30 protein-coding genes are annotated in these 25,534 nt (G+C 57.3%); 21 read left to right on the top strand and 9 right to left on the bottom strand.

Annotation, left to right across the window (positions count from 1 at the left end; translation table 11 throughout):
• Positions 1–19 precede the first annotated feature (19 nt).
• The 11 genes from FVE67_RS08975 to FVE67_RS08925 all read left to right on the top strand — a co-directional run bounded on the left by FVE67_RS08975 (position 20) and on the right by FVE67_RS08925 (position 7,571).
• Entirely contained in the window at positions 20–994 is a 975-nt protein-coding gene (locus tag FVE67_RS08975; RefSeq protein ID WP_168720252.1) for a PhoH family protein, read from the top strand.
• The gene (locus FVE67_RS08970) at positions 984–2,015 is read left to right on the top strand and encodes a molybdopterin-binding protein (protein ID WP_210534600.1); all 1,032 of its coding nucleotides are present in this window, start codon (positions 984–986) and stop codon (positions 2,013–2,015) included. Before FVE67_RS08975 ends, FVE67_RS08970 begins: the two co-directional genes overlap by 11 nt.
• A 3-nt stretch (positions 2,016–2,018) precedes the next feature.
• Complete coding sequence (locus FVE67_RS08965) at positions 2,019–2,315, top strand: YggT family protein (protein ID WP_168720251.1); 297 nt, start codon at positions 2,019–2,021, stop codon at positions 2,313–2,315.
• The gene (locus FVE67_RS08960; RefSeq protein WP_168720250.1) at positions 2,315–2,791 is read left to right on the top strand and encodes a DivIVA domain-containing protein; all 477 of its coding nucleotides are present in this window, start codon (positions 2,315–2,317) and stop codon (positions 2,789–2,791) included. The genes FVE67_RS08965 and FVE67_RS08960 overlap by 1 nt, the downstream gene beginning before the upstream one ends.
• Entirely contained in the window at positions 2,766–3,008 is a 243-nt protein-coding gene (locus tag FVE67_RS08955; RefSeq protein WP_210534599.1) for a DUF167 domain-containing protein, read from the top strand. The genes FVE67_RS08960 and FVE67_RS08955 overlap by 26 nt, the downstream gene beginning before the upstream one ends.
• Positions 3,005–3,661 carry an HAD family hydrolase gene (locus tag FVE67_RS08950; RefSeq protein WP_168720248.1) on the top strand — a complete coding sequence of 219 codons (657 nt, stop codon included), beginning with the start codon at positions 3,005–3,007 and terminating at the stop codon, positions 3,659–3,661. The genes FVE67_RS08955 and FVE67_RS08950 overlap by 4 nt, the downstream gene beginning before the upstream one ends.
• On the top strand, positions 3,645–4,571 hold the full coding sequence (locus tag FVE67_RS08945) for an NOL1/NOP2/sun family putative RNA methylase (RefSeq protein ID WP_168720247.1): 927 nt from the start codon (positions 3,645–3,647) through the stop codon (positions 4,569–4,571). The genes FVE67_RS08950 and FVE67_RS08945 overlap by 17 nt, the downstream gene beginning before the upstream one ends.
• Positions 4,568–5,044, top strand: a complete 477-nt coding sequence (locus FVE67_RS08940; protein ID WP_168720246.1) for a hypothetical protein — start codon at positions 4,568–4,570, stop codon at positions 5,042–5,044. The genes FVE67_RS08945 and FVE67_RS08940 overlap by 4 nt, the downstream gene beginning before the upstream one ends.
• Positions 5,045–5,096: 52 nt before the next feature.
• Positions 5,097–5,261: a twin-arginine translocase TatA/TatE family subunit gene (locus tag FVE67_RS08935; protein ID WP_168720245.1), complete on the top strand. Its 165-nt coding sequence runs from the start codon at positions 5,097–5,099 to the stop codon at positions 5,259–5,261.
• Positions 5,242–6,522: a cytochrome c biogenesis protein ResB gene (resB, locus tag FVE67_RS08930; RefSeq protein WP_168720244.1), complete on the top strand. Its 1,281-nt coding sequence runs from the start codon at positions 5,242–5,244 to the stop codon at positions 6,520–6,522. The genes FVE67_RS08935 and resB overlap by 20 nt, the downstream gene beginning before the upstream one ends.
• A 125-nt stretch (positions 6,523–6,647) precedes the next feature.
• A complete protein-coding gene (locus FVE67_RS08925) occupies positions 6,648–7,571 on the top strand; it encodes a DnaJ C-terminal domain-containing protein (RefSeq protein WP_168720243.1) in 924 nt (307 codons plus the stop codon).
• On the opposite strand, the gene FVE67_RS08920 is transcribed toward FVE67_RS08925, so the two are convergent.
• Genes FVE67_RS08920 through FVE67_RS08880 form a run of 9 tightly spaced genes read right to left on the bottom strand, consistent with a single transcriptional unit; the run spans position 7,568 to position 17,736 of the window.
• Positions 7,568–8,773: a type II secretion system F family protein gene (locus FVE67_RS08920; RefSeq protein WP_168720242.1), complete on the bottom strand. Its 1,206-nt coding sequence runs from the start codon at positions 8,771–8,773 to the stop codon at positions 7,568–7,570. The two genes, FVE67_RS08925 and FVE67_RS08920, sit on opposite strands and share 4 nt — an antisense overlap.
• A gap of 2 nt (positions 8,774–8,775) precedes the next feature.
• Positions 8,776–10,251, bottom strand: coding sequence for an IMP dehydrogenase (guaB, locus tag FVE67_RS08915; protein ID WP_168720241.1), 1,476 nt, complete (start codon positions 10,249–10,251; stop codon positions 8,776–8,778).
• Between the two features lie 35 nt (positions 10,252–10,286).
• Positions 10,287–11,453: a Ppx/GppA phosphatase family protein gene (locus FVE67_RS08910; RefSeq protein WP_168720240.1), complete on the bottom strand. Its 1,167-nt coding sequence runs from the start codon at positions 11,451–11,453 to the stop codon at positions 10,287–10,289.
• Positions 11,450–12,322, bottom strand: coding sequence for a signal peptide peptidase SppA (sppA, locus tag FVE67_RS08905; RefSeq protein WP_168720239.1), 873 nt, complete (start codon positions 12,320–12,322; stop codon positions 11,450–11,452). Before sppA ends, FVE67_RS08910 begins: the two co-directional genes overlap by 4 nt.
• An 11-nt stretch (positions 12,323–12,333) precedes the next feature.
• The gene (locus FVE67_RS08900; RefSeq protein WP_168720238.1) at positions 12,334–14,007 is read right to left on the bottom strand and encodes a 30S ribosomal protein S1; all 1,674 of its coding nucleotides are present in this window, start codon (positions 14,005–14,007) and stop codon (positions 12,334–12,336) included.
• A gap of 60 nt (positions 14,008–14,067) precedes the next feature.
• Entirely contained in the window at positions 14,068–14,742 is a 675-nt protein-coding gene (gene cmk, locus FVE67_RS08895; RefSeq protein ID WP_168720237.1) for a (d)CMP kinase, read from the bottom strand.
• Positions 14,739–15,830: a histidinol-phosphate transaminase gene (gene hisC, locus FVE67_RS08890; protein ID WP_168720236.1), complete on the bottom strand. Its 1,092-nt coding sequence runs from the start codon at positions 15,828–15,830 to the stop codon at positions 14,739–14,741. Before hisC ends, cmk begins: the two co-directional genes overlap by 4 nt.
• A gap of 8 nt (positions 15,831–15,838) precedes the next feature.
• Positions 15,839–17,008: a SufB/SufD family protein gene (locus FVE67_RS08885; RefSeq protein WP_168720235.1), complete on the bottom strand. Its 1,170-nt coding sequence runs from the start codon at positions 17,006–17,008 to the stop codon at positions 15,839–15,841.
• Positions 16,984–17,736 (bottom strand): ABC transporter ATP-binding protein, encoded by a 753-nt coding sequence (locus FVE67_RS08880; RefSeq protein WP_168720383.1) that lies wholly within the window; start codon positions 17,734–17,736, stop codon positions 16,984–16,986. Before FVE67_RS08880 ends, FVE67_RS08885 begins: the two co-directional genes overlap by 25 nt.
• A 70-nt stretch (positions 17,737–17,806) precedes the next feature.
• Here FVE67_RS08880 and alr point away from each other — a divergent pair, with 70 nt between their 5' ends.
• From alr to FVE67_RS08830, 10 genes are all read left to right on the top strand, one after another.
• The gene (alr, locus tag FVE67_RS08875; RefSeq protein ID WP_168720382.1) at positions 17,807–19,018 is read left to right on the top strand and encodes an alanine racemase; all 1,212 of its coding nucleotides are present in this window, start codon (positions 17,807–17,809) and stop codon (positions 19,016–19,018) included.
• On the top strand, positions 19,011–19,286 hold the full coding sequence (tatB, locus tag FVE67_RS09515) for a Sec-independent protein translocase protein TatB (protein ID WP_168720234.1): 276 nt from the start codon (positions 19,011–19,013) through the stop codon (positions 19,284–19,286). The genes alr and tatB overlap by 8 nt, the downstream gene beginning before the upstream one ends.
• Positions 19,249–19,971, top strand: a complete 723-nt coding sequence (gene tatC, locus FVE67_RS08865) for a twin-arginine translocase subunit TatC (RefSeq protein ID WP_168720233.1) — start codon at positions 19,249–19,251, stop codon at positions 19,969–19,971. Before tatB ends, tatC begins: the two co-directional genes overlap by 38 nt.
• A 136-nt stretch (positions 19,972–20,107) precedes the next feature.
• Positions 20,108–20,509, top strand: a complete 402-nt coding sequence (locus FVE67_RS08860; RefSeq protein ID WP_210534598.1) for a cytochrome c3 family protein — start codon at positions 20,108–20,110, stop codon at positions 20,507–20,509.
• Between the two features lie 155 nt (positions 20,510–20,664).
• Positions 20,665–21,102 (top strand): MerR family transcriptional regulator, encoded by a 438-nt coding sequence (locus tag FVE67_RS08855; RefSeq protein WP_246167896.1) that lies wholly within the window; start codon positions 20,665–20,667, stop codon positions 21,100–21,102.
• A 171-nt stretch (positions 21,103–21,273) separates the two neighbouring features.
• Positions 21,274–21,447, top strand: a complete 174-nt coding sequence (locus FVE67_RS08850) for a hypothetical protein (RefSeq protein ID WP_168720232.1) — start codon at positions 21,274–21,276, stop codon at positions 21,445–21,447.
• A 287-nt stretch (positions 21,448–21,734) separates the two neighbouring features.
• Positions 21,735–22,952 (top strand): NapC/NirT family cytochrome c, encoded by a 1,218-nt coding sequence (locus FVE67_RS08845; RefSeq protein WP_168720231.1) that lies wholly within the window; start codon positions 21,735–21,737, stop codon positions 22,950–22,952.
• Between the two features lie 251 nt (positions 22,953–23,203).
• Positions 23,204–24,316 (top strand): NrfD/PsrC family molybdoenzyme membrane anchor subunit, encoded by a 1,113-nt coding sequence (gene nrfD, locus FVE67_RS08840; RefSeq protein ID WP_246167894.1) that lies wholly within the window; start codon positions 23,204–23,206, stop codon positions 24,314–24,316.
• A 21-nt stretch (positions 24,317–24,337) separates the two neighbouring features.
• Positions 24,338–25,099, top strand: coding sequence for a 4Fe-4S dicluster domain-containing protein (locus tag FVE67_RS08835; RefSeq protein ID WP_168720229.1), 762 nt, complete (start codon positions 24,338–24,340; stop codon positions 25,097–25,099).
• Positions 25,100–25,112: 13 nt separating this feature from the next.
• On the top strand, positions 25,113–25,526 hold the full coding sequence (locus FVE67_RS08830; protein ID WP_210534597.1) for a c(7)-type cytochrome triheme domain-containing protein: 414 nt from the start codon (positions 25,113–25,115) through the stop codon (positions 25,524–25,526).
• Positions 25,527–25,534 lie beyond the last annotated feature (8 nt).

Genomic DNA, 25,534 nt, shown 5'->3' with positions numbered 1-25,534 from the left:
AAAAATAAAGTAAGGAGGTGTGTCGGACTTGACCAACACGGTAGAAAGGACCTTTGAGGATTACAAACTGGCCCGTCATCTCTTCGGAGAACGGGGGGCCCATCTGAAGGCCTTAGAGAAGGCCTTCCGGGTCCAGATTACCGCCCGGGGCAACCAGGTCATGATCACCGGAGATCCGGTAGACACCGAACTGGCCGACCGGGCGGTGGAGGAGCTCTACGGGCTGCTGAAGGCGGGCTACACCCTTTATCCCAGTGACGTAGAGTATGCCGCCCGCATTCTTGCGGAAAACCCGGAGGCCAATCTTAGAGAAATCTTTCTGGACACGGTCTTTGTGACCTCCGGCCGCAAGGTCATCACCCCCAAGGGCCTTACCCAGAAGCGTTACATCGAGGCCATCCGCAACCACGACATTGTCTTTGGAGTGGGCCCGGCCGGGACCGGGAAGACCTATCTGGCCATGGCCATGGCCATTTCCTTTCTTATGCGGGGAGAGGTCTCCCGGATCGTCCTGGTGCGCCCGGCGGTGGAGGCCGGGGAGAAACTGGGATTCCTGCCGGGGGACCTGGTGGAAAAGGTCAACCCTTATCTGCGGCCCCTTTACGACGCCCTTTACGACATGCTTCCCTTCGACAAGGCCTCGCGTCTCCTCCAGAAGGGGGTCATCGAGGTGGCCCCGCTGGCCTTTATGCGCGGCCGCACTCTAAACGAGGCCTTCATTATCCTGGACGAGGCCCAGAACACCACTTCGGACCAGATGAAGATGTTTCTCACCCGTCTGGGCTTCGGCTCCCGGGCGGTCATTACCGGAGACATCACCCAGATCGACCTTCCGGATCCCAAAAAGTCCGGGCTGGTCGAGGCGGTAGAGCTTCTGCGGGACGTGGAGGGGATCGCCTTTGTCTTTTTCACCAAAAAGGACGTGGTGCGCCATCCCCTAGTCCAGCGGATTATCGAGGCCTACGAAAAGAAGGAGGGAGCCCGTGAGGGCTAGGACGGTCCCGGTGGAAGAGGCGGTGGGGATGGTTCTGCCCCACGATATTACGGAAATCCGTCCCGGGGAATTTAAGGGAGCGGCCTTCCGTAAGGGGCACATCATCCGGCCCGAGGATGTGTCCCATCTCAAGCGGTTGGGCAAAGACCACATTTACGTTCTGGAGATGGAACCGGACGAGGCCCACGAGGACGAGGCCGCTCTGCGTCTGGCCCGGGCCGTAGCCGGAGAGGGGGTGACCTTCTCCGAGGAGGTGCGGGAGGGTAAGGTCACCTTTACCGCCGCCCGGGAGGGCCTTTTTAAGGTGGACACGGAGGCCCTCTACCGCATCAATCTCCTGGGGGAAATTGCCCTGACCACCCGGCACGGAAATTTCTGGGTGAAAAAGGGGGAGAAACTGGCTGGAGGAAGGGCCATTCCCCTGGTGGTCAAAAAAGGTCTTCTGGAAGAAGTGGAGCGAATCGCCTCCGAAAGTCCCGGGGTGTTGCGGGTGCTTCCCCGGAAAATGGAACGGGCGGGACTGGTCATCACTGGAAATGAGGTCTATTACGGCCGCATAAAAGACGCCTTTGCCCCGGTGATGATTCCCAAGCTCGAGGCCTATGGCCTTTCTGTTTCCGGTCCGGTTTTCGTCCCCGACGACCGGGCCCGCATTCGGGAGGCCATCGAAGGTCTCCTGGCGGAGGGGGTGGACTTGGTCCTAGTTACCGGAGGAATGTCCGTGGACCCGGACGACGTGACCCGTCTGGCCATCGCCGACCTGGGGCCCGAGCCCTTTACTTACGGGGCCCCGGTGCTTCCGGGGAACATGTTTCTGGTAGCCTATCTGGGAGAAAAGGCCCTCCTGGGGGTCCCGGCCTGCGGAATGTATCACGGAGTGACCATTCTCGATCTGGTGCTTCCCCGGGTACTGGCCGGGGAGGTCCTCACCCGCAAAGAGATCGCCGCGCTAGGGCACGGAGGTTATTGTCTTCACTGTAAGGAATGCCGCTTCCCGGTCTGTCCTTTCGGAAGGGGGTAAAGGATGTTTGTGCTTTCCTATTTTTTGACCGCGTTAGCCCGGGTGCTGGACATGGTCCTCACCCTTTACATGTGGATTATCATCATCCGGGCCCTGATCTCCTGGGTAAATCCCGACCCCTTTAATCCCATAGTGCGTTTTCTTTACCAGATCACGGAGCCGGTCCTCTGGCGCGTGCGCCGGGTCCTCCCCCCTATCTCCGGGCTTGATCTCTCGCCCCTGGTAGTTATCCTAGGGATCGTCTTCCTGCAACAGTTTCTGGTACCGGTGCTTTACGAGATGGCCCTGAGGTTGCGCTGATGATCACCCCTAAGGAAATTCGCGAAAAGAGCTTCAACGTGGTCCCCATCGGCTATAGCCGCAAAGCGGTAAGGGCCTTCCTGGAAGAGGTGGCGGATCAGCTCAAGGAACTGGTCCGGGAAAACCACCAACTCAAGGACGAGCTGGCCCGCAAGGAAAAAGAAATTCAGGAACTCCAGGAGGAGGCCCGGGCCTTCCGGGAGGCCTTGCGGAGGCTTGACGAATTTGCGGAGACCATTAAGGCCCAGGCGGAGGCCGAGGCCAAAAAGATTGTGGAAAGGGCCGAGGCCGAGGCCGAGGCCCTGGAAAAGGATATCGAAAGGCTCTGGAGGTTGCGGGAAAAGATCCGGCTCGACCTGCGGGCCCTGCTTATTTCCTATCTTGAGCACCTGGAGGAACGCCTTGAGCGCGATAAAGCCCCATCCAGAGGGGACGCTCCTGCGGATTCACGTGCAGCCGAAGGCCCGACGGACTGAGCTGGCCGGTTCCCACGGAGAGGCCCTGAAGATAAGGGTGGCGGCCCCGGCGCTCGAGGGTCGGGCCAACCGGGCCCTGCTGGAATTTCTGGCCCAGACCCTGGACCTCAAAAAGGCCGATCTAGAGCTTCTTTCCGGGGAGAGGTCTCGAGAAAAGACCGTACTGATCAGGGGGGTCTCCCCGGAGGAGGTCTCCCGGAGGTTGGATCTGAGATGAAAAAGGCCCTTCTTTTCGATCTGGATGGGGTGATCCTGGACAGCATGCCCTGGCATGTGCGGGCCTGGCAGGAGGCCTTTCGTGAGTTGGGGCTCCAGGTGCCCGAGGAGGCCCTTTACCTCCATGAGGGAGCCATAGAACTGGAGACCGCCCGTAAGATCTTTGAAGATCAAGGAGTGGAGCCTAGCGCGGAATTTTTTCGAAAGATCTTTCAGCTTCAGAAGAAGATTTTTGTAGAAAAATACCGGCGATATGTGCGACCCTTCCCGGAGGTCCCGGACCTTCTAGCGGACTTGAGGCGGGAAGGCCGGCGCCTGGCCCTGGTCACCAGTTCCCACCGGGAGATCCTGGAAGAGGTCCTGCCCGAAGCCCTCCGGCGGCTCTTTCATTTCATAGTCACCGGAGACCAGGTCCCCCGACGCAAGCCCCACCCGGACCCCTACCTCGTGGGTCTTTCCGGGCTCGGGGCCCCGCGAGAGGAGGCCCTGGCCGTGGAAAACGCCCCGGCCGGGGTGCGTTCGGCCAAGGGAGCCGGGCTCTTCTGTCTGGCTCTGACCACCACCCTTCCCCCGGAGCACCTTTCCGAGGCCGACCTAGTGCTCGAGGATCACCGGCGGCTGGCCGAGGTCTTGAAGAATGGAAAGATCTCTTGAACGGGCCGAGGACTACTTTGCCCGCTACCGAGAGATTATCCCTGACTATGAGGGATTTCTGGAGTCCCTCTCCGAGCCTCTTCCCCTCTACTTCCGCCTGAATACCCTCAAAACCAAAGATCCCGAACCGGTGATTTCCGGGCTCACCCGACAGGGGTTTCGGGTAGAAAAAACAGAGATCCCCTGGTTTTTCCGGGTGGAACCTCGGGAGGCCTCCCTGGGAAACACTGAAGAGTATTATCTGGGACTCATCTACCCCATGACCCTTTCGAGTTCTCTTCCGGTCTATGCCCTGGACCCTCAACCCGGAGAGCTCATTTTGGATCTCTGTGCGGCCCCAGGGAGCAAAACCACCCAGATCGCCCAGTGGACCGAAGATCGGGCGGTCATCGCAGCCAACGACCGGCGTCTAGACCGCATTACCGCCCTGGTGGCCAATCTCCGGCGCTTAGGGGTAGCCTGTGCCCTCACTACCGTCTACCGGGGAGAGATGTATCCCCTGGAGGTGAGTTTCGACAAAGTCCTGGTGGACGCCCCCTGCTCTGGAGAGGGACGCTACCGGAAGGGCTACGAGGGAGAACTCCTCTATCAAAAAGAAGGGCGCACCAACCTTTCGGGAATTCAGAAAGGCCTCCTGGTACGGGCCTTCGATCTCCTCAAGCCCGGAGGGATCCTGGTCTATTCCACCTGCACCATCAATCCCGAGGAGAACGAGGCCGTGGTGGACTACCTCCTGCGTAAGCGCCAGGCCGAACTCTTGGATTGGGAGGCCCCCCTTCCCGCCCGCCCCGGGCTTACCGAATGGGAAGGACGTCCCTTTCATCCGGAGCTGGTGAAGGCCAAGCGGTTTTTTCCCCATGAAATACAGGCCGTAGGGTTTTTCGTGGCCAAATTACGGAGAAGGATATGAGTCGTTCTCGTCAAGGCCGGAAAAAGATGGACCCGCGGGCCGTCTGGCCCCAGCCGGTCCCCCGGGAAGAAAGGGAGGAAGTCCTGGGCTATCTCGAGGCCCGTTTCGGGATCCCTTCCTCGACCTTTGAAGGCTACGAACTCCTGCGCACCGCCAAAAACTACTGGCTTTTCGTCCGCACGCCGCATCTGGCGGACCTCCAAAGGCTCCGCATCCAGACCGCAGGGCTTCTTTTCCTCCGGAAGGTCTCGGAATATTTGAAACCTACCTCTGCGGCCCTCCAGCGCTTCGGTCACCTGGCTACCCGAAACGTGGTGGAACTAGACCGCCTGACTCTGGATCGCCTGCGCCTAGAAAGGAAAATCCCCTGGGAGGGAAAGGTCGAGCCGGGCTACGTGATCCTTACCTGTGAGGGCCGCATCTGGGGCTGCGGTCTCCATCTTCCAGGGAAACTCATTTCTTATCTTCCTTGAAGACCCTCCTTTCCCGTTTTAAAATACGCCAAACTTCGAAAAGGAGTCTCTAATGTTCGGCGGAATAGGGCTTCCAGAAATCCTTTTGGTAGTGCTTATTATTGTCCTCATCTTCGGGGCCAGCAAACTCCCGGAGCTGGGACGTGGGCTGGGAGAAGGGATTCGCAATTTCAAAAAGTCGATCAAAGAGGAAGAAAATGAGAAGAATCTTCGATAGCCTGGCCTCTCTGCGTCTGGCCATAGTCCTTTTTTTGATCCTGGCTGCGACCTCCATCCTGGGAACCTTCATTCCCCAGGGAAGGGAGCCCGGATTTTACCTGGCCCAATACGGCCCCTTCTGGGGAAAGCTTATTAACTTCCTTTCTCTCTATGATGCCTATCATTCCTGGTGGTATGTAGCCCTCCTTTCCCTCTTTCTGCTCAATCTTATCTTTTGTTCCTGGAAGAGATTCCCGGTCTCTCTGGGGCTCTATCGCAAGGACCCCTTCGGGGTGGATCCGGCTCGCCTGCCCCAGGCCCGAAGCCTCTTGATCCGGGCCCCACTGGAAGAAATACGTCAGCGCCTGGAAGGCTTCCGATTCCGTCCCTTAGAGTCGGGATTCTTGGGAGTAAAAGATCGCTATCGCTGGAGTTATTTTGCGGTCTATTTCGTCCACGGCTCCATCCTGATCATCATCCTCGGGGCCCTGATCGGGGCCCTCTGGGGTTTCCGGGGCTCCCTGAGTATCCTCGAGGGGGAGACCGGTCGGAGGGTGATCCCCTTTTCCCGGAAAAAAGCCTTTATCACCCTGCCCTTTGCCCTAAAACTCGAAAAATTTGAGATCGAGTTCTATCCCAACGGGATGCCCAAAGACTATCGCTCTCAGGTCACGGTCATAGATGGCCCACGTTCCTTCCCTTACCTCATCCGGGTGAACCACCCCTTGACCTATAAGGGGGTGAAAGTCTATCAGGCCACCTATCAGGAGTACGCCATCCTTACCGTAGAAGTAAAAAAAGGCCGGCATACCAAGGAACTCATCGTAAAGCCTTTTGCCGATGGAGAATGGCTGGAGGAGGGCCTCACCGTGGGGCTTATCCGCTACGGAGAGGCCCACGGATTCCGTATGGCCCAGGTGTGGGTCAAGAAGGAGGGGGCCGAGCCCCAGATGGTCTGGCTTATTGAAGGACACCAGCAGACCCTCTCCTTTTCTCCAGAAAAATTCACCCTTAGCCTTCAAGGGGTTCGTCCAGTATTTATGAGCGGCTTTCAGGTGCGCAAAGATCCGGGGGCGCCCCTGGTCTATTTAGGCTGTATCCTCATGATCCTCGGAGTCTTTGCCGCCTTTTTCTTCACCCACCGCCGACTCTGGGTCTATCTAGTCCCCGAAAAAGACGGAGTACGGGTCACCATAGGCGGATATCGCAAACGCTACCGGGCCGACCTCAAGAGAGAGATCGAGGACCTCTTGACGAAGTTGGAAAGGGAGTTAAGTTAAAGGAGGCTCCCCGGGGGACCCCCCTCATCGTCTCTACCCTCAGACGATACCCACCTCCACCCCCCTCAAACCCTCGGGGAGCCCCTTTCTATTGACGTCTTTGCCTACAGAGTTACCTTTTAGGCATGCCCAAGGACTATTACAAAATCTTGGGAGTGCCCCGTAACGCCAGCCAGGAAGAAATCAAAAGGGCCTACCGCCGCCTGGCCCTCAAGTATCATCCGGACCGCAACCGGGGCAACAAGGAGGCCGAAGAAAAGTTCAAAGAGATCAACGAGGCCTACGCCGTCCTTTCCGACCCCGAAAAGCGCCGGCAGTACGATCTTTTCGGCTCGGCCGAATTTGAACGGCGCTTCAGCCAGGAAGACATTTTTCGAGGTTTCAATTTTGAAAGCATCTTCCGGGATCTAGGGATAGATTTTGATCTGGGAGGCTTTTTCCGTTTCGGAGAGGGCTCCCGGGACTTCACCCTTAACCTGGGAGACCTCTTCAGCCATCTTTTCGGGACCGGGCCGCGGACCTATCAGGCTTCTAAAGAAACGGAGATGGAGCTGGAACTCCCGGTCTCTCTCGAAGAGGTCCTTCAGGGGGGAGAAAAAGTCCTCATGGTGGCCCCCTTGGGGCGGCCTGAAAAGGTAAAGGTGCATCTTCCCCCGGGAGTAAAAGAGGGCCAGCGACTCCGCTTGCGGGCCAAAGGCCCCCTGGGGCCAGATGGACGCAGACGGGACCTATTCTTACGGGTCAAGATTGAGCCTCATCCCCGCTTCCGCCGAGAAGGAAACGATCTGGAAACTACGGTAAAAGTCCCTCTCACCACCCTTCTTCTGGGTGGAGAACACGAGGTGGAAACCTTGGAGGGAAAACGGATCAAGGTAAAAATCCCCCCGGCCACCGCCCCGGGCGCGCGCCTGCGTCTGCGGGGACTGGGGCTTCCCTCCGGGAACGGAACCCGAGGGGACCTCTATCTCCGTCTGGAAGCTCTTCTTCCCAAAAAGCTCACTTCCAAACAGAAGGAACTTCTCAAGGCCTTGAAGGAGGCCGGCCTCTAACCTCCAGCCACACTGGCTAGCTTAAAGATGGGTAGATAAAGGGATACGATAATGCTTCCGATTATGCCTCCTAGAAAAACAATCAATATGGGCTCAATGAGGGTGGACATGGTGTCCACGGTGCGGTCCACCTCGTCCTCGTAGAAATCGGCCACCTTGTCTAGCATCTGTTCCAGGGCCCCGGTGGCCTCTCCTACAGAAATCATTTGGGTGACCATGTGGGGGAAATACCCGCTTACGGCCATAGGTTCGGCAATGGACTGCCCCTCCGAGACACTTACCCGAACCTCCTCCACCACCCTTTCGATGACCCGATTGCCTGAGACCCTTCCGGCAATGGAAAGCCCCTGGAGAAGAGGCACTCCGCTGGCAATGAGACTGCTCAGAGTGCGGGAAAACCGAGCCAAAGCCGATTTATGAAAGAGATCTCCGAAAAGAGGAAGACGTAAAAGAAGCTTGTCTATCTGATAGCGCCCTCTTTCTGTGGCGTAGTAACGTTTTAAGAGAAAAACTAAAACGATCACTCCCAAAACAAAGAAAGGAAAGTATCTCTTGGTGAGGTTGCTGGCGGCAATCACGATCTGGGTGGGAAGCGGCAGGGCCTGGCCGGCTTCGGCAAACATCTGGGCGAACTTGGGAATCACGAAGACCATAATCACGGAGAGGACCAGGATGGTCACTACGATAATCACTATCGGATACATCATGGCGTGCTTGATTTTGGATTTGATGGCCTGAATCTTTTCTTGATAAGTGGCCAGGCGGGAGAGAATGGTATCCAGATTTCCCCCGGCCTCTCCGGCCTCCACCATCTGACAATAGAGGGTGTCGAAGACCTTGGGAAATTCCCGCAGGGCATCTGCCAGACTGCTTCCTCCCTCCACCGAACTCTTGACCTTCCGGATGACCTCCCGAAAGTAGGGATTTTTTTGCTGGCTGGCCAGGGCCTCTAGGGCCTGCACCAGAGGGAGCCCCGACTCCAGCATGGTGGCCAGCTGCCGGGTGAAGACGGCAAGTTCGCCTCCGCTTACCTTCTTGGGCTGGAAGCGGGCCAGGAAGGATTCTTTGCGCTCTTCGACCTTAAGGGGCGTAATCTGGAGACGCCTTAGCCGGGCCTCCACTAACTTGGCGTCTGCGGCCTCCATTTCCCCCCGCCGGACCTCTCCGGAAAGGGTCTTGCCTACCCAGTGATAGAGGGGCATCCCTACCTCCCTAGCCAGTAATTGGGCGCCTCTTTGACGATGGCTACGTCGTGTACGTGACTTTCACGCAAGCCCGCCATGGTGATCCTTACAAATCGGGCCTTGCGGCGGAGTTCCTCAATGGTCCGACAGCCACAGTAGCCCATCCCCGACCGCAGGCCGCCTACCAATTGGAAGATCATGTTGGAGACCGGCCCCCGGTAAGGCACCCGCCCCTCAATACCCTCGGGAACGAATTTGGCCGGTCCCTCCGCCTGACCGTAACGCTCCCGGGCCGCCCGCCCGCTCATCATGGCCCCCAGAGAGCCCATACCCCGGTAGATCTTGTAAGTCCGACCCTCATAAAGAATGGTCTCTCCCGGGGCCTCCTCGGTTCCAGCAAGAAGGGAGCCGATCATCACCGCGTGGGCCCCGGCCCCGATGGCCTTGGTGATATCCCCGGAAAACTTGATTCCTCCATCGGCGATCACCGGCACCCCGTAACGATCCGCCACCTGGGCACAGGCATGGATGGCCGTGATCTGAGGCACCCCCACCCCGGCCACAATCCGGGTGGTACAGATGGATCCCGGACCCACCCCCACCTTGATCCCGTCGGCCCCGGCCTTGATCAGGGCCTCGGCTCCTTCGGCGGTGGCCACATTCCCGGCGATGACCTGGGCTTCCGGAAAATGGGCCTTAATATCTTTGACGGTCTCGATCACGTTCCGGGAATGGCCATGGGCGGCATCCACTACCAGAACGTCACAGCCGGCCTTAAGCAGGGCCTCCGCATGAGCCAGCCTTTCTGGCCCGGTTCCCACGGCTGCCCCCACCCGGAGTCTCCCTAATTCATCCTTACAGGCGTGGGGATACTTCCGCAATTTCTCGATATCCTTGATGGTAATGAGACCTTTGAGACAGAAATTCTCGTCCACGATCAGGAGTTTTTCGATGCGGTTTTCGTGGAGGATACGCTTGGCCTCCTCCAGGGTCACTCCCGGGGGCGCGGTGATCAGATTCTCCCGGGTCATGACCTCCCTGACCGGCCGATCTAAAGCGGTCTCAAACCGGAGATCCCGGTTGGTCACAATCCCCAGGAGTTTTTTCTCCGGGCCCTCCACCACCGGAATTCCCGAAATGTGATATTCCTCCATGAGGCGCAGGACCTCCCGAATGGGGGTCTCCGGTCCCACAGTCACGGGATCGAGAATCATCCCGCTTTCGGACTTCTTGACCCGTTCCACCTCCCGGCACTGTTCCTCAATACTCATGTTGCGGTGGATGACCCCCAATCCCCCTTCCCGGGCCATACTGATGGCCATGCGGGCCTCGGTTACCGTATCCATGGCCGCGGAAACAATGGGAATATTGAGCCGGATCTTCGGGGTGATATAGGTGGAAACATCCACTTCCCGGGGAAGGACCTCGGAGTAGGCCGGGACTAAGAGAACGTCATCAAAGGTAAGGGCTTCGCCTTCCCAATAAAACTCCAACATAAAAAGACCCTCCTTTCCTTTTTAGGTGAAATTCCTCAAAAAGACAAGAGGAGGCCTTCCAAAAGACCCCATTCGCTGACCAGAAGTTCCTTGAGGCCGAAGTGACGCATAAGCTGTTCATAGATCAGGATTCCCGGAAGGGCGATATCCTCCCGCCCGCGCTCCATACCCCGCAGGCGAGCAATTTTGGAAAGGGAAAGCCCCCGCAGGTGGTCCACCAGGGCCTGAACCCTTTCCAGAGGGAGACGATGGCCGTGAAGCTTCTCCGGGAGATAGTAGGCCAGGCGGAGATCCAGAGCGGCCAGAAGGCTAGCCGTGCCCCCGCAGGCCACGAACCGGGAAGGAATCTCCGGAGGACGGAGATTCTGGAACTCCCGCACCAAATAGTTCCGCAGGCCCTGAAACTCCTCCCGGGTCAGGGGATAATCTCGGACAAAGCGCTCCCGCAATTTCACCGCTCCAAAGGGAAGACTCACCCCCCAGATACGCCGGCCTTCACGTACCAGGGAGACCTCCGTACTTCCTCCTCCGGCATCTACCAGGAAAAAGGGGTCGGCAAGTTTGAGGCCGTGGAGCACCCCCTTTAAGACCAGCTCCGCTTCCTCCTCGCCAGGGATAGGTCTTATAGCAAAGCCCAGGCGCCGGGCCTCGCGATGAAAGTCCTCGGCATTTTGGGCCTCCCGCAGGATGGCCGTCCCCACGGCCTGCACCTGCTCGACCCCCAGGTGGTCCAGGATCTTCCGGAATTCCGCAAGGGTCGCCAGACCCCTCTGGATGGCCTGCGGACTCAACTTTCCTTCCCGGAATCCCTCCCCTAGCCGAACATTTACCCGGTGCCGGAAGATGACCCGCAGGCCCCGGCCCTCTCCTTTCCCCAGGGCCAGACGAAAGGTCTGGGTGCCCAGATCTAAGACGGCCCGAGGAGGACGATTCAATCTCTCCTGGAGATCCTTTCCCACCTTGAAGACCACCCGGCGGTTGCCCCGGACATGGTAGGTCTTCTGATTTTTGGGATTGACAAAAAGACGCTCCCGCCCGTGATGGACCTCCAAGCGGCCAAAGCCCCGAAATTCCAGCGGACGGTCTTCGAGGAGGGCCTGGGTCATCTCCTCAAAGGCCGCCTCCACCAGGGCCTCCAGATCCTTCCTCCGAAGATCCGGAAAGTGGACCGAAAGCCTCAGGGCCAGATCTCTTTTTTTCATGACCCTCCCGTCCAGACAAACCAGGGCGCCGCCCAAAGTCCCAGAAGCCGGCCCTCCACCCGACCTTCAAGAAGCCTACGGAGAAGCCCTTGCTCAGGACGCCCGTAGATCACCCGGGGAGGGCCGGAAAGGCCGGCCATCTTTGCCGCAACCTCTACCGCCCGGGCCAAATTCCCGAAATCGTCGATCAGCCCCAAGGCCCGGGCCTGGCGTCCGGTAAAAATCCGGCCGTCGGCGATCCGGCGCACCTTCTCCTCCGGAAGCCCCCGGCGTTCACTCACCGCCTTTATAAACTGGGTGTGAATATCGTCGAGGACCTCCTGAAGGAGACGCTTTTCCTCCGGGGTAGGCTCCCGATAATAGGAAACCAGGTCCTTGTGGGCCCCGCTTTTTAGCACCAGGGGCTTGATGCCCAGTTTCTTAAGCAGCCCCTCCAGATTGGGCACCTGCAAAAGGACCCCAATGCTTCCGGTGACTGTGCCGGGAAGGGCCAGGATCTTTTGCCCTCCGAGAGCCACATAATAGGCCCCGGAAGTGGCCAGGGAGCCCAGGGAGACCACCACCGGTTTTTCCTGAGAGACCTGACGCAATTCTTCATAAAGTTCCTGGGAGGCCCCCACCGTGCCCCCGGGACTTTCGATACGGACCACCACCGCCCGAATCTCTTTGCGACGCCGGAAATTTTCTAAGAGGTCTATCTGATCCCGAACCTGGGTGATGAGCCCCCGAATCTCTACAACTCCGACGGCCTCCCTCCCCGGAAGGCCCTGACCCTTAAGGGTCCAAAAGGAAAGGAGAAAGGCCAGGGCCACTAAGAAAAGAAAGAAGGCCCCTACCAGGGCTAAAGCGTATAGGACCCCCTTGCGCATATAAAAAAGTCCTACTTAGATGGGGTGGCCTCTTTCAGAAAATCCCCCAGGGTGACTCCGGCCCGGCTGCCCTCTCCGAGATAGGCCTCCCTTTCCGCCTCCTCTTGATAACGGCGAATGGAAAGGGAAAGACGCCTCTTTTCGGGATCGAGCCGCAGGACCTTGGCCTTGACCTCCTGGCCCACCTCAAAGAGCTTGGCCGGGTCTTCCACCCGCTCCTCGCTGATCTCCGAAACATGGACCAGCCCTTCCAGGCCCCCCTCCACCTCCACAAAGACCCCAAAGTCGGTCACCTTGGTCACCCGACCGCTCACGGTGCTCCCCACCGGGTACTTCTGAGGAGCCACCTCCCAGGGGTCCGGACGGAGCTGCTTGATTCCCAGACTGAGCTTTTCCCTTTCGGGATCGATCTTAAGGACCACCGCCCGGACCACATCCCCGGGTTTGAATCTTTCCGAAGGGTGCTCCAAGCGCCCCCAGGAAAGGTCCGAAATATGGATAAAGCCGTCGATATCCTGGGTCACTTCCACAAAGATTCCGAAATCGGTCACCGTCTTTACCGGGGCCTCGATCACCGTTCCCGGAGGCATATTTTCCGCCAGGATCTCCCAGGGATTGGGTTCTACCCGGCGCAGACTCAGAGAAAGCCTCCGGGCCTCGGGATCCACCTTGAGGATGACCACCTCCACCTGGTCGCCCACCGAGAGCATCTCTCGGGGATGCTTGACCCTCTTGGTCCAGGAAAGCTCGGAGATGTGGATCAGACCCTCTACCCCGGGCTCCACCTCCACAAAGGCCCCAAAGGAGGTCAGGGAGACCACCCTTCCGGTCACCCGGTCTCCCTCACGATACTTTTCGGCCACCCTCTCCCAGGGGTCCGGGGTGAGCTGCTTGAGACCCACCTTGATCTTGGCCTTTTCCCGGTCCACCGAAAGGACCCGCACCCGGAGACGATCCCCTTCCCGCAGGAGGTCTTCCGGATGGCGGACCTTGCCCCAGGAAAGGTCCGAAAGATGCATAAAGGCATCCAGACCCCCGAGATCCACAAACACTCCGTAGTCCAAGATCTTGCTTACCGTACCCTCCACCACCTGTCCCTCTTCCAGGGACTCCAGGAGCTCGCGGCGGCGGGCCTCCCTTTCTTTCTCCAGGACGTTTTTATGAGAGACCACCACGTTGTTCCGCCTGCGGGAGGCCGAAAGGACCTCCACCCGAATGGTCTTCCCCACAATCTCGTTGCGCTCCCGCGGGGGCTCCAGATAGGCATGCGAGAAGGGGAGAAAGGCCCGCACCCCTTCGATCTCTACGGCAAAACCTCCCTTGATCGGTTCCACCACATAGGCCTCAAGCACCCCACCTTCTTTCTGGGCGGAAAGGATGCGCTCCCAGGCCCGAGACTGAAGGAGCTTGGCAAAGGAAAGCCGGACCAGGCCGTCCTGACCACGCACCCGCTCCACCAGAACCTCTATACGGTCCCCCTCCTGCACCCTAAGCGTGCCGTCGGCCCGCCGGAATTCCTCCGTAGCCACGATCCCTTCGGACTTATACCCGATATCCACAAAGGTCCAGTCGGGATTGATGGCGAGCACCCGGCCTTCCACCACCGCCCCTCGACGAAGGTGCACGGGCTCGCTCTGGGTTTCAAGAAGGGATTCAAAGTTTTCCGTGACCTGTGTTTCCGACATTACGACCTCCTGGGATGAAAAGGGACTTTGAAGAGCTTATACCACCGAAGCGGGGAGGCTTCAAGGGAGGCGGGAGAGGATCTCTTTCAGGACCTCCTCCGGGCTCTTTTCCGAAGTGTCGATCACCAAGGCCCCTTGAGGGATGGTCAGCGGAGCGGTCTTGCGGGTGGAATCCTTCTGGTCGCGGGCCTTAAGGCTGGCGAGAACCTCCTCCCGGGTTACGGAAAGCCCCTGGGCCCGCCAGTCCCGAAGGCGTCTTTCGGCCCGAACTTCGTCCGAGGCCGTAAGAAAGAACTTGGCCTGAGCCTCGGGAAAGACCACGGTCCCCATGTCCCGGCCCTCGGCCACCACCCGGCCCTCCCGGGCTAGCTCCCGGAGGATCTCGCCCACCAGCTCCCGCACTTCGGGCACCGCCGCAAGCTCGGAAACCCGGGCCTCCACCTCCGGAAGGCGCAACTCTTCCCTGAGGGGCTTTTCCCGGAAAAAAAGAGAAAGCCCCTTCTCCGAGGCCTCAAAACGCAAATCCGGAAGGCGCTCCCGCAAAAACTTCATCAGCCGAGGTCCCCTCTCCTTGAGAAGTTCCGGGGCCTCGGAAAGGGCCAGCCAGGTAAGGGCCCGGTAAAGACTTCCCGACTCCAGGAGCCGCCAGCCTAGATGCCGAGCGAGCATCCGGGCCACGGTGGTCTTTCCGCTTCCCGCCGGACCATCAATGGTAATGATTTCCGGAGCCCTCATGCCTTTTCCAACATCTCCCTCAGGGCCGCGACCAGGGCTTGATTCTCCTCGGGAAGCCCCACGGAGATACGCAGGGCCTCAGGGAAACCGTAGGCCTCCATGGGGCGCACAATAAGGCCCCGCTTAAGGAGGGCCTCGTAAAGGGGACGGGCCGGCCGGCCACAGTCCACCAGGACGAAGTTGGCCTGCGAGGGATAGGGCTTGAGACCCAGGGCGGAAAGCTCCCGGAGCAAAAAATCCCGTCCCTCCCAGGTCAACTCCTGGGTGCGTTGCAGGTGTTCCTCGTCGGCCAGGGCCGCCTCCGCGGCTACGGCCGCCAAGAGATTAACATTGAAGGGTTGACGAATGGCGTTAAGGACCCGAGCCAGTTCTTCGGGCATGAGCCCGTAGCCGATCCTCAGTCCGGCAAGGCCGTAAGCCTTGGAGAAGGTGCGCAGGACCGCCACCGGATAACCGGCCTGGAGAAACTCCACCCCCCGGGCAGCCTCCGGATCGCGCACAAACTCCCCGTAGGCCTCGTCGATCACCACCAGGACCCCCGAAGGAAGCTCCTCAAGAAAGGCCTTCAGTTCGGAAGCCGCGAGCACCGAGCCCGTAGGATTGTGGGGATGATCGAGAAAGATCATCCGGGTCCGGGGCCCCGAGGCCTTAAGGAAGGCCGCCAGATGGTGACGCCCCTTATGCAAGGGAATCCTGGTGATCCGGGCCCCCGCGGTCTGGGCCAGCTTTTCATACATCAGAAAGGAGGGCTCGCTCATCAGGACCTCATCCCCCGGGGAGACCAGGGCCTTAAAAAGGAGGTCCAGGACTTCGTTTGAGCCGTTTCCCAGGACCACCATCTCCGGCAAGACCCCAAAGCGCGCAGCCAGCGCCTCCCGCAAGCGGCGATAAGAGGCCTCCGGATACTGGTGCACCCGGGAAAGGGCCTCTTTAAGGGCCGCCAGGGCTCGCGGAGAGGGCCCCAGGGGATTCTCATTGGAGGCCAGTTTGTAAATGGGCCCGGTAAGACCGAGCTCCCGTCGGACCTCCTCCAGGGATTTTCCCGGAGGATAAGGGGAAAGCTCCCTCAGCCAGGGCTTTATCTCCATGGAGGATATTATAGCCCGGCCCGAGCTAATTCCACGGCCCGGTCGATCCGCTTTTGAAGTTCCGCCGGAAGTCCCTCGATACGCACGTTGAGAAAACCCTGGACGATAAGCGAGGTGGCCTCCTCCTCGGAAAGCCCTCGGGCCATGAGGTACTCAATCTCCTCCTGGGCGATCTTTCCCACCGCGGCCTCGTGGGACATATCCACGTTGGCGTAATAGGCATCCAGCTGGGGAATGGCCTTGATGGCCCCTTTGTCCGAAAGCATGAGCCCTTGGCACTCGAGATGGGCCTTAATTTCCGGGGCCTGGCCGATAAGGTGCCCCCGAGCAATAGACTCCCCCCCGGTGGAGACACTGCGGGAGATAATCTCCGCCCGAGTCCCCGGGGCCTCAAGCGAGACCCGGGCTCCCAGATCAAGGAGGCTTCCTTCAGGGGCGATAACCACCGAGCCGAAGGTGGCTCGGGCCCCGGGCCCCAGGAGACGACAGTTGGGATAGGCCTGAATAGTGGCTACCTGGTGCAGGGTTACGTAGGTGGAAATGTAAGTGCCCCCTTCTTCTACGATGACCCCGGTCCGCGGACGCACATGGGTCTCCTCACTCCACTGATGGATCATGGTGAAGGTGAGCTTTCCGTTGCGCTTGACGTAAAATTCCGAGACCCCGATATGGAAGCCAGAGCGCACCCCGGGGTGGGTGGTACAGGCGGTAATGAGGTTGAGTTCCGCCCCCTCCTCCACGATGATGAGATTGTGCACCTTCTGGACTACCTGAGGGGTGCGGATGTAAAGGCAGGTGGTTACAGGGTAGACCAGGCGGTATCCGGGAAGGACCCGGATGAAATACCCGTCGTCCAGGTCTTCGGCCGTGGCCTTGGTGTATTCGTCCTTTTCCGCAGGGACGGCCTTCCACCAGTAGTCCCCAATCCAGTCGTATTTTTTGAGGGCCTCAGTGACCGGAAGGAGCTCCAGTCCCTCGGGAAGACTCCGGCACTGGACCACCCGGGCATCCGCCTGAAGAAACTCCCCCTCCTTGGGGGCCTCCTGGTCAAACCCGGCCTCCCGGAGACGGGCTAGCTCCTCCGGAGAAAGCTCCTCCAGAGAGCGGGGGGCCTGGGCCTCTTTAGCCGGACGAAATTCCTCTATTCTGGGCTCTAGGCTTCGATTCTTCTCAGACATGATATACACTCCTCGTAGCCGTGTTTCTGAATACCCTCGAAGATCTCCTGAGGGTTCCCCTGACAGTAAATCTGTCCGTCCATCATCACATATCCCAGATCCGCCGGGACATACTGCAAAATAAAGCCCGTATGGGTGATGATGAGGCCGCTTTTGGTGCGGGGGCGATGGGTGTCTTTCTGAAGGAGTTTGCGGATCATGCGTCCGATGACCTGGAGGTTCTCCACATCCACTCCGGATTCCGGCTCATCGATCAGGGAAAGGTCCGGACTCTGGATAAGAAGCTGGAGAAGCTCGCTCTTTTTGAGCTCCCCTCCGGAAAAGCCGCGATTAACATCCCGATCCAGGAAGGCCTCGAAACCGAACTCCCGGGCCAACTCCTCAATCTTGACCCCGTTTTCCTTGGCGCAGAGCTTGAGCATCTCCCGGAGCTTAACCCCCCGGATGGTGGGCGGGCGCTGAAACATGATGCCGATGCCCCTCCGGGCCCTCTCGTAGGGGGGAAGTTGGGTAATGTCTTCGCCCTTAAAAATAATCTTTCCGTGTTTCACCCGATAGGTAGGAAAACCCATAATGGTCATGAGAAGGGTGGTCTTTCCCGAGCCATTGCGTCCGAAAAGGGCGTGGGTCTCCCCCTTGGGAATGGTCAGACTCACCCCCTTGAGGACCTCCTTGCCCTCCACCTCTACCCAGAGATCCCGCACCTCCAGAAGCGGCTCCTTCACCAGGGCCTCCTTAAAGTGGATTTAATTCATCAACTATATAAACTACTCTTTCCAACCTGTCAAGGTCTAACTTATAGGGCTTTTAAGATTTGGCAAGGCGGGCTTTTCCTTTTGGAGGCTCCGGGTTAGGTTAGGAGGGATCCTCAAAAGGGAGGCCGGTCCTATCCGCTGGTCGCGCTGGCTGGAAATTGATCTGGGGGCCCTGAGGGCCAACCTGCGGGCCTTAAAGGGGCTTCTTCCGCCGGAGACAGCCCTTCTCCCGGTGGTAAAGAGCGAGGCCTATGGACACGGTCTGGTGGAGGTAGCCCGGGTGTTGGCCCAGGAGGGGGTTTACGGCTTCGGGATCTCCGAGCCGGAAGAGGCCTTCCGCTTGAGACGGGCGGGGCTGGCCCTACCCATCCTCCTTCTTTCAGGCTTTGAAAGGCACTGGCTTCCCGAAATAGTCCAACTCCGGCTTATTCCGGCCGTGGCCTCCGTGAAAATGTTAGAGGCCGTAGCGGATTTCACCCGAAAGAAGGCCCTCTCCCTGGAGATCCATCTCAAGCTGGAGACCGGAATGCATCGCTTGGGGATCGCCCCGCAGGAGGTCCCCCGGGCCTTGGAGATCCTTAAGGCCAACCCCCAGCTCCAGGTGACCGGCCTCATGACCCATCTTGCCGCAGCCGAAAATCCCGAAGATCCCTTAACCCGAGAACAAATAGCCCTTTTCGAGGAATTAAAAAGAAAAATCCTCTCTCAGGGCCTTTCCGGGATCCGTTTTTTCCATCTGGCCAATTCGGGAGGGATTATCTTCCTGCGGGGGGCCGGGGGCAATCTGGTTCGCCCGGGACTTTCCCTTTACGGGGCCTATCCCTCCTTTCGGGCCCGGGCCTATGTAAAATTGAAACCGGTCATGACCCTGAAGGCCCGGGTGCTCGAGGTCAAGGAGGTCCCGGCCGGGGGGGCGGTGGGCTATGGTCCCCTTTACCGGGCCCGCAAGCGGGAAAGGCTGGCCCTAGTCCCGGTGGGCTACGACGACGGATACCCTCGGGCTTTGAGCAACAAGGGTTTTGCCGTCTTACGCGGTCAAAGGGTCCCCCTCCGGGGGGCGGTCTCTATGCGCACCCTGGCCCTAGGGGTCAGCGGTCTAGAGCCCCCGGTGAACCCGGGAGAAGAGGTCCTTCTCCTCGGAGGGCCGAAAGAGGAAGTCCCGGCCGACGAACTGGCCCAGCTGGCCGGAACCATCAGTTACGAGTTATTTTGCAGGCTGGGCAAAAGCCTCGAGAGGCGTTATCGAGATGTTTAATATTGGTTTCCCGGAACTGGTAACCATCCTGGTGGTGGCCCTTCTGGTCCTCGGCCCGGAGAAATTGCCGGAGGTGGGGCGGGCCATGGCCCGCCTGGTGGTGGAGTTCCGGCGGGCCACGGAGGAGCTCAAACGGGAGCTGGGAGTGGACGAACTGGAAGAGGCCCGGGAGGAAATCCGCAGCCTGGCCGATCCCCTAAAAGAGCCTTCGGCCAAAGAGGAAAAAGAGGATGCTTCCCCGCAGGGATCTCCCTCGGCTACCCCTTGAGGTCCATCTCGCCGAACTGCGCCGGAGGCTTCTGGTCTCCTTGGCCTTTCTTTTCGGCCTCTGGGTCCTTCTCTTTTCTTTCTTCCCCCGCCTTACTCCCGTTTTCCTCTGGCCCTACCGGAGGGCCCTGGGAGATTTTTCGGCCCGCATGGTCTTTACCACCCTCCCTGAGGCCATCATGGCCGCCCTCAAGGCCACCTTCTTCTTGGCCCTGGCCCTAATGCTTCCCCTTCTCCTCTACCAGGGCTGGGCCTATATCTCTCCCGGGCTTTTTCCGGAAGAACGTCGTCTGGGCCGACGCCTTCTGGTGATCTCCTTTTTCCTGATGCTGGCCGGAGGCCTGGCCGGATATTTCGTCTTTCTCCCGGCCCTGCTACACTTTTTCCTCTCCTTCGGTTACGCCCACTTTGAGGCCAACCTCCGTCTCCAGAATTATCTCTCCTTCATGGCCAAGACCCTGCTGGTTTCCGTGCTCCTTTCCGAAATCCCCCTCCTGGTGGCCCTGCTTACCCGGGTAAAAATTATCTCCCGGCGAGTGCTTTCCCGCCGGCGCTGGCACCTCCTGGGAGGTCTTTACCTGGTGGCCCTCTTTCTTACTCCGGGAGATTTTCTTTCCCAGATTCTCCTTCTTCTTACCCTCTACCTCTTTTTAGAGCTGGGCTTTCTTTTGGCTAGATTCCTTTAAAAAGTTCACGGCCTTTAAGATAAGTCCTTTTTAAATCCTGCCAAAGGTTTAAAAAAGCTCCCAAAGGATTTTATGGACTTTGACCCGGAGGGAGAAAAGGACTATATGTGTAACAAAAAGTTTAAGGAGGAGGGCTATGCGTAAGTGGCTGGTAATGCTCGGAATGGTAGGTTTGATTCTTGGGACCTACGGAGTGGGTATCGGGGGCTGTGATAAGGGTCCGGAGGTTATCAAGCTCCCGGCCCCCAAGATGAAACACAGCACGGTGGTCTTCCCTCATTGGAAGCATCAGGAGGTCCTTAAGGGCAACTGCGGAGAGTGTCACCACAGCCGCACCGCGGACTGGAAGCAGGTGCCTTACAAAGAGGGGATGAAAATCCAGGAGTGCAAGACCTGCCACAACAAAAACCACCCCAACAAAAAGCTTAACTCCGTAAAGAAGGCCATGCACACCAACTGCAAGGGCTGCCACAAGGAGATGAAAAAGGCCGGAAAGAAGACCGGTCCTACCAAGTGCACCGGCTGCCATAAGAAGTAAGTAAGAAGTAGGTTTCAGGGGTCTCGCTGAAAAATGGGGGGCAATGTCCCCCCTTTTTTTTATTTCTGCCACTTCTAGTTTTTAGGAATTTCTCCCTTGCCTTTACCCAAGACATTCGTTATAATAAATGCAAAGTCCTGCCCAGGAGGACAGGAATGCCCAAGTGGTTGGAGAAAATGGTCACCGAAAAGGACGAGCCGGTCTTTCCCATTGGGGTGGCGGCTAAGATTCTGGGAGTGAACCCCCGGACTCTCAAAATTTACGAGCAGGAAGGCCTGGTCAAACCGGTAAAGAAGGGCAATAAACGCTATTTTTCTTATAACGATATTGAATGGCTCAAGTGCCTGCGTTCTTTCATCCATGAGGAAGGCATTAGTCTGGCGGGAATTAAGAAACTCCTAGAACTTACCCCCTGCTGGGATATCAAAAACTGCCCGGAAGAGGTGCGCAAAAATTGTACGGCTTATCGGGATCGCACCCGTCCCTGTTGGCAGCTAATCAATTCCGCCTGCAAAAAGATGGAAAAATGCGAAACCTGTGAGATCTATCTGAGAGACAAGGCCCATCTCCTCCGGAAAGACCCCTCTCGGTAGAGGTTCCCCTCTTTTCCTCTCTTTCTTTTAAAGGCCTCAAGAAGTCCTGAAAAATTATTTCCGGGAATTTGGAAATAAAAATTTCCAGAAAAAGGAAAATTATACATGGATATTGACAATAATTTTCGACGTATTAAATTTTTACGAAGAATCTAATCTAGGAGGTTGGTGATGAAGGGACTCAAAGAAGTGGGGCTTTTGGGATTGGGGCTCTTGGGGTTTATGGTGCTAGGACCGTTTGCCATTATTCCGGCCATTGCGGGTCTGGCCTTTATCTCTCGGATGGGAACCGCTTACCACACGGCTACCGAAAAGGAAGAGCAGCCGGAGCTGGCTACCGCCTAACCTAGTCCACTTTCCCTATGACAAGGGGCCCCTGGCTAGGGGGCCCTTGTCATAGGGGATGGCGTGTTAGAAAGCCGTTTCAAAAATGTTAAGGGAGGGTTAAAATGTGGCAGGAGGGGTGGCTTTTTTTTAGGAACTTCGTAAGGCAGAACAAGTTTTGCTTACTGGGAACCCTTATTCTCTTGCTTACGGTCCCCCCGTTAACCATCTTCTCTATTTACGACAATATCCATCATGTAGAATCCCACGTTTGGCAAGAAATCTTTTATCTGGGACTTTTTCCCTTGATGCTTTTAGGTCTAGGGCTTTTTTGTGTGGGCATCTTTATCTCTCGCCAGGGGTTTTTCTCTCGGGAGACCGTTCAGGAATTGATGGCCAAGGCCGACAAGGCCAAGGTCCTGAGGGAGACGGCCTTTCTTACCTCGGTCATACTCACCGTGGTCCTCATTTGCATGGGGGCCATCGTTTACAGCGCTTACCACTACACGGAATCCGTGAATTTCTGCGGAAAACTCTGCCACCGGGTCATGACCCCCGAATTCACCGCTTATCAGCATTCCCCCCATGCCCATGTCAAGTGCGTGCACTGTCATATCGGTCCTGGGGCCAGCTGGTTTGTAAAGTCCAAGTTGAGCGGAATGAAAGAGGTCGTGGAATACCTCACTAATACCTATCCCCGGCCCCTTCCCACCCCGGTCCACAACCTCCGGCCGGCGCGAGAAACCTGTGAAGAGTGTCACCGTCCGGAATACTTTGTGGGTTATAAGCTGGTCATCAAAGAAAAGCGCCAGACCGACAAAAATAATAGCAAACTCTATACCGTGCTCCTTATGAAGACCGGAAGCGGTGGAATGAAGGGAAAGGCCTTCGGGATCCACTGGCACGTCTCTCCGGAGGTCAAGATCTACTACAAATATACGGACCCGAAGCGGGAAAATATCGTAGAAGTGGTCAAGATCGAAAAGGGTAAAAAGACGGTCTTTAAAGGGAGCGAAGAGGCCCGGGAAGGAGAGGTACGCCTCATGGACTGTATGGATTGTCACAATCGCCCTACCCACATCTTCCACTCCGCAGAAGAGGCCCTGGATCTCGAGTTCGTAAGCGGAGCCATGCCCGAAGACCTGCCTTTCGTAAAAAAGGTAACCCTGGAGGCTATCACCCAGAATTATCCTTCCCGCAAGGAGGCTAAGGTCAAGATCGCAGAATATATTCGCAACTATTATCAGAAAAACTATCCGGATCTAGTCAAAAATTCCCCAGAAAAGATAGAACAGGTTATTGCCGCGGCTCAGGAAGCCTATCTCCTCAATGTCTTTCCGGAAATGAAGATTACTTGGGGGACCTATACCAACTTCCTCAGCCATGACGGCTGTTTTCGCTGCCACAACGAGGAGCTGGAAAGCGAAGACGGCGAAGTTATCTCTCAGGATTGCTCCCTGTGCCACAATCTCTTGGCGGAAGAGGAGGAATCCCCGGAAATTCTGGAAACCCTTCTGGGAGAATAAATCCAAGACGGGGGGCCGGTTTCCGTCCGGCTCCCCTTTTCCTTTCGTCTAAAAACTCTCCAAAAAATTCTTTAAAGTTCTCTTAGGGTCCACCAAAAGTCTCTTCTCCCTTAAAATTCCATTTGACCTTTAAGGTCTCCTGTCGGTAAGGTTTTTATCCTAAGAAGTGGAAATTTTAAATTCCAGATTTAAAGGAGGGACCTATGGTAGTAGCTGGTAATGTTAGGCAAGGTCGAATAATGGTTTTATTTGTGATCTCCTTGATCCTTTTGGGGGTGGGGGTGGCCGCCGGGATCCGGGGTTTTCTGGTAGGACACACGGAAGTTTACGGAGTGACCCGGGAGATCCCCTGGGGCATCCTGATCTCCACTTACGTCTTCTGGGTGGTCACCTCCACCGGTCTATGTCTAACCTCTTCCATCGGGCATGTCTTTGGTTACAAGCCCATGGAGCCGGTGGCCAGCCGGAGCATTTTTCTGGCCATCGCCACCATTGTTTCGGGTTTTTTAGCCATTGGCCTAGAGCTAGAAAATCCTTGGAGGCTTCCCATATGGAACACCCTTTCTCCCAATCTGCGGTCCAACATCTGGTGGATGGGAACCCTCTATGGGGCCTACCTCTTTTTCATGCTGGTGGAGTTTGGGCTCATCCAGCTCCACAAGCACAAAGAGGCGGGGCTTGCCGGTCTCCTGGGGGTGATCTCCGGTGTGGCGGCTCACAGTAACCTAGGAGCGGTCTTCGGGCTTTTGCATGCCCACGAGTTTTGGTATGGCCCCTACATGCCCATCTACTTCATCGCCTCGGCCATGATGAGCGGGGCGGCAGCTATCCTCTTTTTTACCTGGCTGGCCTATCGCCTGACCGATCGCCAGATGGAACCCGAGGTGGTGCGCGCCTTACAGGTAACCGGAAAAGTCTACGCCCTCCTTACCGCGGTAGTGATCTTCTTTACCATCTGGAAGATCATCGCCAGCCTGGCCGGAAAACCTCACGGAAAATGGGAAACCATTATGGCCATGCTCAAAGGACCCTTCGCCTTCAATTTCTGGGTCTTTGAGATCTTCTTGGGACTGGTGCTGCCCTTCCTGGTGGTAATCGGGGTACGGGCCCGGGATATCAACGCCATGGCCTATGTGGCCGGACTGGCCCTTTTGGCCATCTTTGTCATGCGCTATGACCTAGTTGTTGGGGGTCAGATCGTGCCCCACTATCACGGTATGCATATCTACGGACTTCCCGAATACTACCACTACACCCCTTCCCTTTCGGAGTGGCTGGTAGTCTTGGGTTCTTTCGGTCTTTTCGGGGCTCTTTTTTCCTGGGGAGAGATGGCCTTTAAGGGTCATCCTCCGGTGAAACATTAAAACTCTTAAGGAGGTGAAAATATGTTCAAGGGTTTTGCCGAATGGCTCAAAAATCTTAAAAACGAAGGGGTAGAACATATTTCCGTAGAAGAAAGGCGGGCCTTTCTCAAACTGGGCCTGGTGATTACCGGGGTCTACGCCGGGGGAACCCTTCTTTCGGTGGTCTCCAGGGTAAGGGAGGTCTATGCGGATATCCCCGAGTATGTGGGACATTACCCCTATAAACCCCACTACAGCATGGTCCTTCGGACCGACCGCTGTATCGATTGCGAACGGTGCATGGAGGCCTGTCGCAAGACCAACCACGTCCCCCCTTACGGCTGGCGCACGCGTATCCTGGAACAACATTTTCCTAAAGGCCCGGGAGAGTGGGAACGACGCTTCATGCCCATCCTCTGCAATCACTGCAATGAACCCCCCTGTGTGCGGGCCTGTCCCACCAAGGCCACTTTCAAAGACCCCAAGACCGGTATCGTGCGGATGAACATCAAAAAGTGCATCGGCTGCAAAACCTGCATGGCGGCCTGTCCTTACGATATGCGGTATTTCAACGAAGAAAAACGGGCCATTGACAAGTGCGACTTCTGCTGGGAGTCCCGGCTCTCCGAGGGAGAATTTCCCACGGCCTGTGCCAAGGCCTGTCCGGCAGGGGTGCGGATCTTCGGCGATCTTTCCGATCCTGAAAGCCAGGTCTATCAGCTGGTCCATGATCCTCAGCGAGCCATCTGGGTCCTGAGACCCTCGATGGGGGCCCGGCCCAATGTCTTTTACACTATTAACTAAAGGAGGTAAGGCCATGAAAAAGAGCCTACTTCTCATCACCATATTTTTGACCCTGGGACTCATCCTGCATGCCTTGCCCTCGGTAGGGCAGGATGGTGAAGAGGAGGCGGAGTATCCCACCTACCCCATTATTTTTACCAAACCTCTAAAGGCCGTCCTTTTCGACCACAAGATCCACGTGGAAGAGGCCGGCCTTTCCTGTGAAGACTGCCATGAGGAGGTCTTTCCTATGGAAGCCGGAGCCACTCAAGAAAATGAGGACTTCAACATGGAATCCCTCTATAACGGAAATTACTGTGGGACCTGTCACGATGGAGAGACGGCCTTTGCCTCCAATACCCGCTGTGCCACCTGTCATATCGGAGTTATGGGGTGGAAGAGACTGACTCAAAAGACCGAAGAAGCTGAAGAAAAAGGAGAACACTAAAACCTCCT

This window comes from Thermosulfurimonas marina (assembly GCF_012317585.1).
In the GTDB taxonomy this organism is placed as follows: domain Bacteria; phylum Desulfobacterota; class Thermodesulfobacteria; order Thermodesulfobacteriales; family Thermodesulfobacteriaceae; genus Thermosulfurimonas_A; species Thermosulfurimonas_A marina.
Note: the sequence above shows the minus strand (reverse complement) of the source record. Positions and strands in the feature narration are given on the sequence as shown.